This is a genomic window from Bacillus sp. FSL K6-1338 (assembly GCF_038006965.1).
GTDB classification, from domain to species: domain Bacteria; phylum Bacillota; class Bacilli; order Bacillales; family Bacillaceae_G; genus Bacillus_A; species Bacillus_A thuringiensis_S.
Map to the genome: position 1 here is coordinate 491,450 of NZ_JBBOWI010000001.1, position 12,366 is coordinate 503,815.

The following is a 12,366-nucleotide window of genomic DNA, read 5'->3' on the forward strand; positions in this document are numbered from 1 at the left end:
TTTGCGGTATAATAAAAGCAACTCGAATTAAAAGGAGAGTGCCTTCATGGGAAAAGCAATTCAAGATAAAGATACACAATTAGTATATTTAAAAGAGCGTTTAAATATGTTCATTGAAGTAATTGATACAATTGAACCTGAAGAAGTAGAATTAGAAGATGTAGATCGTCTTCTTGCAATGTTAGATGAATTAGAATTAAAATGTGAGCAATTTAAAAAAGACGAATAATATATTAAAAAGGCTGCCAATTCCAATTTGGTAGCCTTTTTCTGTGCGGATAATAGAAGGACGATAGAAAAAGAGGTATAATCAAGTTGTGAAAAATTTCATTTATGCTTTAATAGCGTGAAACAAATAAAAAGCTAAAGAGCATAACAATGGAATTTTCAGCTCATAACGTTTTGGTAGCGTTCACAATTGAGGGGGAAGTAACAATGGAAAAGCTTCAAGAAAGCATGTATCAACTAATTGTTGAAACGTCAACGAACTTACCGAAAGATGTTCGTCGTGCGATTCAACAAGCGAAAGAGCGAGAAAATGCAGGGACTCGTTCTGCGATGGCACTTGGCACAATTACAAATAATATTAAAATGGCTGATGATAACATCTCACCGATTTGCCAAGATACAGGGATGCCAACGTTTAAAATTTATACACCAGTTGGTGTGAATCAATTAAAGTTGAAGGAAGCTATCTATAATGCGCTTGAGCGGGCGACAAAAGATGGTAAACTTCGTCCAAATTCTGTTGACTCTCTTTTTGGAGACAATAGTGGAAATAATTTAGGACCAGGTACACCGGTTATTAAGTTTGAACAATGGGAAAAAGATTATATTGATGCACGTTTAATCCTAAAAGGTGGTGGCTGTGAGAATAAAAATATTCAATATAGCTTACCGTGTGAACTAGAAGGACTTGGACGAGCTGGCCGTGATTTAGAAGGAATTCGTAAATGCCTTCTTCATGCAGTATACCAAGCACAAGGTCAAGGATGTAGTGCTGGTGTAATTGGTGTTGGTATCGGGGGAGACCGCACATCAGGTTATGAATTAGCAAAAAATCAATTATTCCGTACATTAGATGATGTCAATCCAGTACCAGAGTTACAACAACTTGAAGAGTACGTATTAGAAAATGCGAATAAGCTTGGCATTGGTACGATGGGATTTGGTGGAGAAACAACTTTACTGGGCTGTAAAATTGGCGTGTATAACCGCCTGCCAGCTAGCTTCTACGTATCTGTGGCGTATAATTGCTGGGCATATCGCCGCCTAGGTGTAACAATCCATCCTGAAACAGGTGAAATTATGGATTGGTTATATCAAGAAGGTGAAGATACACTTCAGCATGAAGCACAAGAAAAAACAGAGCAACGTGAGATTGTATTACAAGCACCAATTACAGAAGAGCAAATTCGTGGACTTCGCGTTGGTGATGTTGTAACAATTAATGGCATGATGTATACAGGTCGTGACGCAATCCATAAGCATTTAATGGATAATGATTGTCCAGTAGATTTAAATGGACAAATTATTTACCACTGTGGTCCAGTTGTTGTGAAAGATGACAATGACAATTGGCAAATTAAAGCAGCAGGTCCAACGACAAGTATTCGTGAAGAACCGTACCAAGGCGATATTATGAAGAAATTTGGTATTCGCGCTGTTATTGGAAAAGGCGGTATGGGTGCGAAAACATTAGCGGCTTTAGAAGAACACGGTGGCGTGTACTTAAACGCAATCGGCGGTGCCGCGCAATATTATGCTGAATGTATTAAAGAAGTGGAAGATGTTGATTTCTTACAATTTGGTATTCCAGAAGCAATGTGGCATTTACGCATTGAAGGTTTTAAAGCAGTTGTAACGATGGACTCTCATGGTAATAGTTTACATGCAGATGTTGATAAAACATCACTTGAAAAATTAGCGAGCTTTAAAGAGCCGGTATTTAAATAAACAAAAATGCATCTCGAATCTTTCGAGATGCATTTTTTGGTATATATAGAAAAACATGCACAGCATGAAAGTAAGTAAGGAAACAGAAACTACAGGTACGATTATATATGGAAAGGAGACTATTTATGAAATATAAATGGTTATATATCGGTCTCATTTTTTCAATTATGATGGCACTTGTTCCAGTTTCAACATTGGCTTATACAAATACTCCACATAACTGGGGAATCCCGCGTCCTAAAAATGAAACAGTACCAGATGCAGGAAAGTTATATACGGATTTACTGCAAAAAAATGGCGGGTTTTATTTAGGAGATACGAAGAAAAAAGATATTTATTTAACATTTGATAATGGATATGAGAATGGATACACAGGGAAAATCTTAGATGTATTAAAAGAGAAAAAAGTACCAGCAACTTTCTTTGTAACGGGGCATTACATTAAAACACAAAAAGATTTATTGTTAAGAATGAAGGATGAAGGACACATTATTGGAAATCATTCTTGGAGTCATCCTGATTTTACAGCGGTAAATGATGAGAAGCTTCGTGAAGAATTAACGAGTGTAACGGAAGAAATTAAAAAAGTAACTGGGCAAAAAGAAGTGAAATATGTACGTCCTCCGCGCGGCGTATTTAGTGAAAGAACGTTAGCTCTTACGAAAGAAATGGGCTACTATAATGTATTTTGGTCACTTGCATTTTTGGATTGGAAAGTGGATCAGCAAAGAGGATGGCAATATGCGCATAATAATGTTATGACGATGATTCACCCAGGATCTATTTTATTACTTCATGCAATATCAAAAGATAATGCAGAAGCACTTGCGAAAATCATTGATGATTTGCGCGAGAAAGGGTATCATTTTAAAAGTCTAGATGACTTAGTAAAAAGCAATCAACCGTAAGCATGTATGCTTACGGTTTTCTCATGCTATAATGATGTGTAAAAAGGATGGGGAAACGTATGTGGAGCGAACATGTTACGTTAGAGTATCCGTATCATTTTGAAGAAGTATTAAAACGTTTATCTTTTGATCCTCTTAACGTCATTCAATTAGATGAGAAAGTCATTTATATCCCGCTTTGCATAGAAGAGGAACAGGTTGTTGTTCGCTTACAAGGGATTGGTACTGTTCAAAATCCACAGTTTTGGATTTCTAGTCAGACAGGAGATCCGGAGAAAGTCATGAAACGAATGAGGGCCATTTTTCATTGGAATGAACCGTTTCAAGATATACAAAATCATTTTTTAAACACATCATTACGTCCACTATTTGAAACATATGCTTATACTCCAATTATTTTAGAATTTGATTATTTTGCTTGTCTTCTTCGCTGTATCATTCACCAACAAATAAATTTGAAATTTGCTACTGTGTTAACAGAACAATTTGTGAAACGGTATGGAACAGAGAAGAACGGTGTATTCTTTTTCCCCACTCCGGAAATAGTAGCAAATATTTCAATAGAAGAATTGAGAGAGCAGAAGTTTAGTCAGCGAAAGGCTGAATATATAGTAGGATTAGGTCGAAGTATTGTCAGTGGTACATTAAATTTAGCGAGTATAGAAACTGGGACGGAAGAAGAAGTTTCAGCACAATTGTTGCCAATTAGGGGAATTGGTGCATGGACAGTGCAAAACTTTTTAATGTTTGGGATTGGACGGAAAAATATGTTTCCGAAAGCGGACATTGGGATTCAGCGTGCAGTGCAAGGTATATTTCAATTAGATGATAAACCTGATGATGCATTTTTAGAAAAAGTGAAACAAGAGTGTGAACCATACTGCAGTTATGCAGCGTTATATTTATGGAAAAGTATAGAGTAGAGGTGTAATAATGATACAAAAGCAACATGAGAGTAAGTTGGAAGTTGGTCAAACGTTTCCTGTGACAATTAAACGTCTTGGGATTAACGGAGAAGGCGTTGGTTATTTTAAGAGACAAGTTGTTTTCATTCCAGGGGCATTACCAGGAGAAGAAGTTGTTGCAGAAACAACGAAAATTCAGCGTGGCTTCGCTGAAGCGAAAGTGAAAAAAGTTCGTAAAGCTTCACCGCATCGTGTGAAAGCACCGTGTCCAGTATATGAGGAGTGTGGCGGTTGTCAGCTGCAACATTTAGATTATAAAGAACAATTGAATCAAAAGCGTGATATCGTTGTACAAGCATTTGAGAAGTACATGAAAAACAGTATGGAAGAGAAAATTCGTCCAACGCTTGGCATGGAAAATCCATGGCATTACCGTAATAAGAGTCAATTACAAGTGGGGCGTAAAGACGAAAAGGTTATTACAGGGCTATATAAACAAAACTCACATCAGTTAATTGATATTGCTCACTGTATGATTCAACATAAAGCAACGAATGAAGCGACAAAAGTTGTAAGACGTATTTTAGAAAAATTAAATGTTTCTATTTACAATGAGAAAAAACAAAAAGGTTTAGTACGCACAATTGTAACACGTACTGCAGTTCAAACAGGGGAAGTACAAGTTACACTTATTACAACAAAAGAAGAATTACCAAATAAAGAACAATTTGTTGCAGAAGTACAAAAACAGATGCCAGCGGTTAAATCAATTATGCAAAATGTAAACTGGCGTAAAACATCTGTTATTTTTGGAGATAAAACATTTAAATTAGCTGGAAAAGAAGTAATTCAAGAAACACTTGGCGATTTATCATTTGAATTATCAGCACGTGCATTCTTCCAGTTAAATCCAGAACAAACAATTGTTTTATATGATGAAGCGAAAAAAGCAGCTGCGTTAACAGGCGATGAGAAAATTGTAGATGCGTATTGTGGTGTTGGTACAATCGGACTTTGGCTTGCGAACGATGCAGCGGAAGTACGTGGTATGGATGTAATTCCAGAAGCGATTGCAGATGCAAGAAAAAATGCGAAGCGTCACGGATTTACAAATACGAAATATGAAGCAGGTAAAGCTGAACAATGGTTACCGAAATGGGTAAAAGAAGGATGGCGTCCAGATGTAATTGTTGTCGATCCACCACGTACAGGTTGCGATGATAAATTACTGGAAACGATTTTAAAGGTGAAACCGAAACAAGTTGTGTACGTGTCTTGTAATCCTTCTTCATTAGCACGTGATGTACAAGCATTAATGAAGAGTTATGAAGTGGAGTATGTGCAACCAGTTGATATGTTCCCGCATACTGCGCATGTAGAAAATGTAGTTAGATTAAAGTTGAAATAAGAAGGATTAAAAATGTTGATGTAGTTAACTACATCAACATTTTTTGTTATGCTGGCAGCTAAATCACGTTACGTAATCAATATACATACTTTCTGTATGAAGTATATGAAATTATTTTCTGCATTTGAAAAGAATTTGTAAAAATATACAGTATTCAGATTGTATAGACCACTTTGTATTAATAAATTACAATATGGATGTAACATAGCAATTTTGCTATAGAAAATAAGCTGAAAGGGAGAAGATTTATGAAAAAATGGTTGGCATTGTTTGTTTTTGGGATGGTTTCTTTATTTGCAACTTCTGCACATGCGGAATCATATGAAACAACAAAAACATTAAAAGTATATGAAAGTCGTAGTTTTAATTCGCCTGTGAAAAAAGAACTGCAGCCAGGAGAAAGGGTTTATGTTACAAATCAACATCCTAGTGGATGGTGGAAGATAAGTGGTGGATTTATCGCACCAGAGGGCGCTAAAGTAGAAATTAATCGAACTTTTGAAGCTTTTGATTGGATTAATATGGACAGTGCGAAGTACGTATTTGGTCCTCAAACTGTTATTGCACGTGATGGTACACTAAGAGGTGAAATTTTGATTGATACATATTTGGGGCAGAAGTGGACAAGTGTAAATGGAATGCCACAAATAATGAAGCAGAATTTTGCAGCATACAGTAGCCCTGAAGCTAAAAATCCAGATGCTTGGTTCGCTCCACAAACGGTTAATATTTTGCAGACAAAAGAAAACGGTTGGTCTTTAATTAACACGTATTTAGGGCCAAAGTGGATTGTTCGTTATCCACACGTGGAACATATTAATCGTGATTTTTATGCATACAATGAACCTAAGTACATGCATCACGGTGTGAAATTCTCAGCCCAATCTGTAAGAGTACTTCAACAAGGAGAAAATGGTTGGAAGAAAATTAAGGTTGAGGTTGGAGAAAAATGGATTGCACCACAAGGATCTTATTACCATGTCCCAAATGTATTTACGGCATTTGATCAACCTTTCGGTAGAGCAATCGGTACTTTTGCACCACAAACTGTATTTGTAGTTGAAGAATCTACAACATCATTTGGTTGGTTAAAAATTAGAACATACTTAGGAGATTCCTGGATTCGAACGAATCGTAATTAGTAAATAGATTACTTTATTCCTTTTAGAATGAAGTAACAATATGTTATAGTTCCCTCATATGGAAAAGCTGTATGAGGGATTATATTTTTAGCCCATTAAGACAAGGAGAATACGATGAATAATTATAAATTAACGATTCAGTACGATGGTGCACGTTTTAAAGGATGGCAACGTCTTGGTAATAACGATAATACGATTCAAGGAAAAATCGAAAGTGTCATATCTGAAATGATCGGAAAAGAAATTGAAATTATCGGTTGTAGTAGAACAGACGCTGGTGTACATGCTTTGAATCAAGTTGCTAACTTTCAAAGTGATGAGAAGTTAGTGGAACATAAAGTGAAAAAATATTTAAATCAATATTTACCTAATGATATTAGCATTACCAATGTGGAAGAAGTACATGATCGTTTCCATGCTCGTTACAATTCTAAAGCAAAAACATATCTGTATAAAATTTGGAATGAAGAGCATACAAATCCATTTATGCGTAAATACAGCATGCATGTGAATAAAAAATTAAATGTGAAAAGCATGAAAGCAGCTGCAAAACATTTAGTTGGTTCACATGACTTTACTGCTTTTTCAAATGCGAAATCAAAGAAAAAATCTATGGTTCGAGAAGTATATACACTTGATGTGATGGAAGAGGCAGGATTTGTACAAATTAGAGTAAGTGGGAACGGATTCCTTCATAACATGGTAAGAAAAATTGTTGGGGCATTAATTGAAGTTGGATTAGGACAATTAGATGCTGAAGCAATTCCAAACATTTTAGAAGAAAAGCAGCGCAATCAAATTAATTGTCTTGCTGAGGCAAGTGGGTTGTATTTAGAGAATGTTGAGTTTTAATGGCAAATAAAAAAATCGGGCTAAGTAGCTCGATTTTTTTAGTATTACGAAGATTTCTCGTTTTTTATATGTAGCTTCAAATTCCAAAAAGCAGCAAGCATAATAGCTGCAAAGGAGCCCGAAATTGTTCCTAATAGCTTTGCATAAGGAGAGCTGCTTACATCGGAATTAATGAATAACATCATACAGAGCATGGCAGGGAAAAAGTATAAGTATTGTAATAACTTTAATTTTTTATCATTACTCATATATATAACCCCTTTCTAGCATGTTATATGTTCATTTTAACATGTTTTACCAAATTATTTTTGCATTTGGAGAAATGTTCATTTCATATGTGTAAATGCAGTTTTTTAATTCGATATTGTAAATTTTGTCTACTTAATCCTAAAAATTTTGCAGCTTGTGAGATGTTACCGTGATTCTCTTTAAGAATTTGATTGATGTAGTTTTTTTCCATTTTTTCTATTGTGTGTTTTAAAGTTTTAGGTGCATCAGTATTGTGATTAGTTAGTGTATGCTGCATGTTGAATTCTTTTTTTATTTGTTCGCGAAAGCGAGTAGGAAGATGAAAAGCTGTAATGATGGTTTCATCTTCTATCAAGTTCATGGAACCTTCAATTATATGTTCCAATTCCCGTACGTTTCCAGGCCAATCGTATGCATAGAAAAATTCACTTACATTTACATCTACATCGGTTACGTTGAGCACGAATTGAGTATTATATTTTTTAATAAAGTGCTGAACAAGAGCTGGAATATCTTCTTTTCTTTCCCGTAAAGGCGGAAGACATAAAGTAACGACGCTTAATCGGTAATATAAGTCTTCTCTTAATCGATCATGTGCGATGGCTTCGAAGGGATCTTCATTAATAGTTGCTATAATACGAACATCAATTTCTTTTTCGTGTGTACCTCCGATTCTTCTTATTGTTTTTTCTTGTATAGCCCGTAGCAACTTAGCTTGAAGAATTGGGCTTAATGAATTGATTTCATCTAATAACAAAGTTCCTCCGTTTGATTCTTCGAATAAACCTGGTTTATCTATTGCTCCTGTAAAGGCACCTCGATTTGTACCAAATAATAGGCTTTCCATTAAGGTATCAGGTATAGCGGCACAGTTTTGTGAAATAAAAGGTTTTGTTGAACGCTGACTTTCATTATGGATGCTTTGTGCAAATAGTTCCTTACCAGTACCTGTTTCTCCTACGAGAAGTATGGAGGAAGATGTACGAATTACTCTTTTTCCTTCTGTAATGATGGATTGAATTGCTTCAGAATCACCAATTATGTGATCAAAGGTAAATTTAGTGCTTTGTTTTCGAGAAGGGCCTATTCTTATTGTTTGCTTTAAGTGACTGATCTCTTTTGATATTTCAATGGCACCTTTAATTTTTCCATTTTCTATTATAGGGAAAGTATCGTTAATCGTTGTAATTTCTTGTCCTTTATTGTTAAAATACGTTTGTTTTATATTTTTCTTTGTTTTTCCAAATTTTAATGCCTCTATAAGAGTACTATTTTTATTTTCTTCAAATGCAAATACCTCTAAAGGACTTTTATATAGCACATCTAAGCGATCCATTGATTCAATTTCCATCATTTTGCGGTTATAGACAATCGTTTTACTTTCCTCATTAATAATATGAATCCCGATATCGAGTTCATTGAGTAAAGTTTCATATAGCATATTCATTTCAATGATCTGTTTAAAATTAATGTCTTCTGTACGCATAGATTATCTTCTCCTCATTTCACCCTATGAAGACTGACTTTTTATAATTTTATTAAAATTCTTATAAAACCGCAAAATTTTTTTGCTATTTTCCTTTTAAAACTTCTCAAATGATAGAAAAATTTTGCGGTTGTGCACGCTTTTTTGTGTGAAACTCTCATTTAATATATGAATCAGAGACTTGGTACGTATTTTGCATAAATAATATTCGAAATCTCTAGAGGGGAGAATATGAATTTTTATAGGATATACAACGTTGCGGTGTCAATTAATAAGAGGGGGAATTTATAAAGTGAAGACAGTTATAGAAGGTGTGTATAGTCCTTGTTATGGAAAAGTAGAGAAGTTATTTGTTACGGAAAGTTCTTACGTATACGAGTGGGAGAAATTAGCGTTAATTGAAACAATAGATAAACAGAAAGTAGAAATTAAGATAGGGATCAGTGGTTATATTGAATCATTAGAAGTAGTAGAAGGACAAGCTATTGCTGATCAAAAGTTATTAATAACAGTAAGGGATGACCTTTTAGTAACAGGCAGTGATTAATGTAAGTGACGTGTAATTTTGCTCTTTTAACTCATTATTTTTACGGTGAATAATTTTAAAAACGCTTACATTAAATGGGTTGGCAAAGTGAAAAGGGGGATTTATATGATGGATCAAAACCAAGGATTAAAAAGAGAATTGAAAAGCAGGCACATATTTATGATTGCACTCGGTGGAGTTATTGGTACAGGACTTTTTTTAGGGTCAGGTTATACGATTCATGAAGCTGGACCTGGAGGAGCAATTGTAGCGTATCTTGTCGGTGGATTTGTAATGTATTTAACGATGCTCTGTTTAGGAGAATTAGCTGTTGCGATGCCTGACGCAGGGTCTTATCAAACGTATGCGACAAAGCACATTTCCCCTGCAGCGGGTTATGTAGTGGGATGGATGTCGTGGTTAAACTGGTCTGCTACGATAGGCATTGAATTAATTGCAGTTAGTATTTTGATGAAACGCTGGTTTCCCGATGTACCGTCATGGATTTGGTGTGTAGTGTTCGCAGTACTGCTCTTTGCTATTAATGCGTTATCTTCAAGAAGTTTTGCGGAAGTGGAATTTTGGTTTGCAAGTATTAAAGTAATTACAATTATTGCATTTATTATTTTGGGCGGGGCAGCAATGTTTGGTTTTCTAGATATGAAAGGAAATGAACCAGCGCCAATGTTCTCTAGCTTTACTGATTATGGTGGATTGTTTCCAAATGGATTATCAGCCATTTTAATTACAATGATTGCAGTTAATTTTTCTTTCCAAGGAACAGAATTAGTTGGTATTGCAGCAGGTGAGAGTGAAAATCCAGAGAAAACGATCCCGAAGGCAATTAACAATACAGTTTGGCGTATACTTGTTTTCTTTGTACTATCTATTTTTATTCTTGCTGGACTATTCCCTTGGCAGCAAGCAGGAGTAATAGAAAGTCCATTCGTAGTTGTATTTGATAAAATTGGTATTCCTTATGCAGCAGATATTATAAATTTCGTTATTATTACAGCAGTACTATCCGTTGCGAATTCAGGATTATATGCAACTTCGCGTATGCTATGGTCTATGTCTAATCAAGGAATGATTAGTCCAATTTTTGGCAAGTTATCTAAAAACGGTGTTCCTATTTATGCATTAATCGTAAGCACAATTGTAGGGTGTCTCTCACTACTATCAGGTATTTATGCGGAAGATACAGTTTATTTATGGCTGCTTTCTATCGCTGGGTTCGGAGCGATACTAGTTTGGGCATCTATTGCTTTATCAAATTTATTAGCTAGAAGGTCATACATGAAGCGGGGCGGGGATGTTAAGGACTTGAAATTTAAAACACCATTGTATCCATTTGTACCACTTCTTGCGTTAGTATTAAATTTAACAGTAATCGTTGGCATGGCCTTTATTCCAGAACAAAGAATGGCATTGTATTGTGGTATTCCATTTATGATTGTTTGTTTACTGTTTTATCGTGCTACAAGAAATAAGGGAAGTAATGTGGAGCATATTGAAAAGACAAATACAACGGAAGTAGAGAATTTATAATAGTGATTAATTAGGAGACTGTAAAATTGTAAACAGTCTCTTTTTTTGTGAAAATAAAGCTGGAAACATACTATGTATGCAAAGGGGAATTAGCGATGAATCCAGAAGTTTCGCAGTTGTTAAAACAAATAGATTCAAGGAAAGAGGAATTACTAGAACTTACAAAAACTTTAATTCGTTTTGAAACACCAGCACCACCAGCGAGAAATACAAATGAAGCGCAAGAATTTATTGCAGAGTTTTTAAGAAAACGAAATTTTAGTATTGATAAATGGGATGTATATCGGAATGATCCGAACGTTGTTGGAGTAAAAAAAGGAATAAAAAGTGACTCATATAAAAGTCTTATTATTAATGGGCATATGGATGTAGCTGAATTTTCAGCAGATGAGGCGTGGGAAACAAATCCATTTAATCCATTTATAAAAGATGGCTGGTTAGTTGGACGTGGCGCAGCAGATATGAAAGGTGGGTTGGCTGGAGCGCTATTTGCCATTCAACTTTTACAAGAAGCTGGTATTGAATTACCTGGAGATTTAACTTTTCAATCAGTAATTGGAGAAGAAGTTGGAGAAGCAGGTACACTTCAATGCTGCAAAAGGGGTTACGATGCTGATTTTGCAGTCGTAGTGGATACGAGTGATTTACATATGCAAGGGCAAGGCGGTGTCATTACTGGATGGATTACAGTGAAAAGTCCGCAAACGTTTCATGATGCAACGCGTAGACAAATGATCCATGCTGGAGGACGTTTATTTGGAGCGAGTGCGATTGAAAAAATGCTGAAAATTGTGCAAAGCTTACAAGAATTAGAGCGCCACTGGGCAGTCATGAAAACATATGAAGGCTATCCATCTGGAACAACAACAATTAATCCAGCTGTTATTGAGGGAGGAAGGCATGCGGCGTTCATTGCGGATGAGTGCCGATTGTGGATAACAGTGCACTTCTATCCGAATGAAACACATGAACAAATAATAAACGAAATTGAAGAGTATATTGGAAAGGTGGCAGCTGCCGATCCATGGTTAAGTGAAAATCCGCCACAATTTAAGTGGGGCGGAGAATCAATGATTGTAGATCGTGGTGAAATTTTTCCTTCTTTAGAAATAGATAGTGAACATACAGCTGTAAAAACGCTTAGCTCAGTACATGAATCAATTCTTTCTAAAAACGCAATTTTAGATATGTCTGCAACGGTAACGGATGGTGGTTGGTTTAGTGAATTTCATATTCCGGCTGTTATTTACGGACCAGGCACATTAGAGGAAGCTCATTCAATAAATGAGAAAGTAGAAGTAGAGCAGTTAATTGAATTTACAAAAGTAATAACAGCATTTATATATGAATGGTGTCATATGAAAAAATAGATTAGTATGTTGAAAT

General features: G+C 35.5%; 12 protein-coding genes. 10 read left to right on the plus strand and 2 right to left on the minus strand.

Annotated elements, in window-relative coordinates:
• Positions 1-46: 46 nt before the first annotated feature.
• The 7 genes from NZ044_RS02625 to truA all read left to right on the plus strand — a co-directional run bounded on the left by NZ044_RS02625 (position 47) and on the right by truA (position 7,171).
• Positions 47-229 (plus strand): SE1561 family protein, encoded by a 183-nt coding sequence (locus NZ044_RS02625; protein WP_000513558.1) that lies wholly within the window; start codon positions 47-49, stop codon positions 227-229.
• Positions 230-435: 206 nt separating this feature from the next.
• Positions 436-1,956: a class I fumarate hydratase gene (gene fumA, locus NZ044_RS02630; protein WP_000413529.1), complete on the plus strand. Its 1,521-nt coding sequence runs from the start codon at positions 436-438 to the stop codon at positions 1,954-1,956.
• A 125-nt stretch (positions 1,957-2,081) separates the two neighbouring features.
• Positions 2,082-2,864, plus strand: a complete 783-nt coding sequence (gene pdaA / locus NZ044_RS02635; protein ID WP_000875970.1) for a delta-lactam-biosynthetic de-N-acetylase — start codon at positions 2,082-2,084, stop codon at positions 2,862-2,864.
• Positions 2,865-2,923: 59 nt separating this feature from the next.
• Complete coding sequence (locus NZ044_RS02640) at positions 2,924-3,787, plus strand: DNA-3-methyladenine glycosylase family protein (protein WP_000269427.1); 864 nt, start codon at positions 2,924-2,926, stop codon at positions 3,785-3,787.
• 10 nt (positions 3,788-3,797) lie between these two features.
• On the plus strand, positions 3,798-5,177 hold the full coding sequence (gene rlmD, locus NZ044_RS02645; protein WP_000615212.1) for a 23S rRNA (uracil(1939)-C(5))-methyltransferase RlmD: 1,380 nt from the start codon (positions 3,798-3,800) through the stop codon (positions 5,175-5,177).
• 248 nt (positions 5,178-5,425) lie between these two features.
• Entirely contained in the window at positions 5,426-6,319 is an 894-nt protein-coding gene (locus NZ044_RS02650; RefSeq protein WP_000758929.1) for a hypothetical protein, read from the plus strand.
• A gap of 114 nt (positions 6,320-6,433) precedes the next feature.
• Positions 6,434-7,171, plus strand: a complete 738-nt coding sequence (gene truA, locus NZ044_RS02655; RefSeq protein ID WP_001067298.1) for a tRNA pseudouridine(38-40) synthase TruA — start codon at positions 6,434-6,436, stop codon at positions 7,169-7,171.
• 44 nt (positions 7,172-7,215) lie between these two features.
• Here truA and NZ044_RS02660 read toward each other — a convergent pair whose 3' ends face one another.
• Entirely contained in the window at positions 7,216-7,419 is a 204-nt protein-coding gene (locus NZ044_RS02660) for a hypothetical protein (protein WP_000063865.1), read from the minus strand.
• 83 nt (positions 7,420-7,502) lie between these two features.
• On the minus strand, positions 7,503-8,906 hold the full coding sequence (locus tag NZ044_RS02665) for a sigma-54 interaction domain-containing protein (protein ID WP_001258425.1): 1,404 nt from the start codon (positions 8,904-8,906) through the stop codon (positions 7,503-7,505).
• A gap of 292 nt (positions 8,907-9,198) precedes the next feature.
• Between NZ044_RS02665 and NZ044_RS02670 the strand changes: the two genes are divergently transcribed.
• The 3 genes from NZ044_RS02670 (at position 9,199) to NZ044_RS02680 (ending at position 12,350) form a co-directional block, all read left to right on the plus strand.
• Complete coding sequence (locus NZ044_RS02670) at positions 9,199-9,453, plus strand: biotin/lipoyl-containing protein (RefSeq protein ID WP_000859489.1); 255 nt, start codon at positions 9,199-9,201, stop codon at positions 9,451-9,453.
• A gap of 105 nt (positions 9,454-9,558) precedes the next feature.
• Positions 9,559-10,980 (plus strand): amino acid permease, encoded by a 1,422-nt coding sequence (locus NZ044_RS02675; RefSeq protein ID WP_000969252.1) that lies wholly within the window; start codon positions 9,559-9,561, stop codon positions 10,978-10,980.
• 95 nt (positions 10,981-11,075) lie between these two features.
• The gene (locus tag NZ044_RS02680; RefSeq protein ID WP_086402980.1) at positions 11,076-12,350 is read left to right on the plus strand and encodes an acetylornithine deacetylase; all 1,275 of its coding nucleotides are present in this window, start codon (positions 11,076-11,078) and stop codon (positions 12,348-12,350) included.
• Positions 12,351-12,366: the final 16 nt, after the last annotated feature.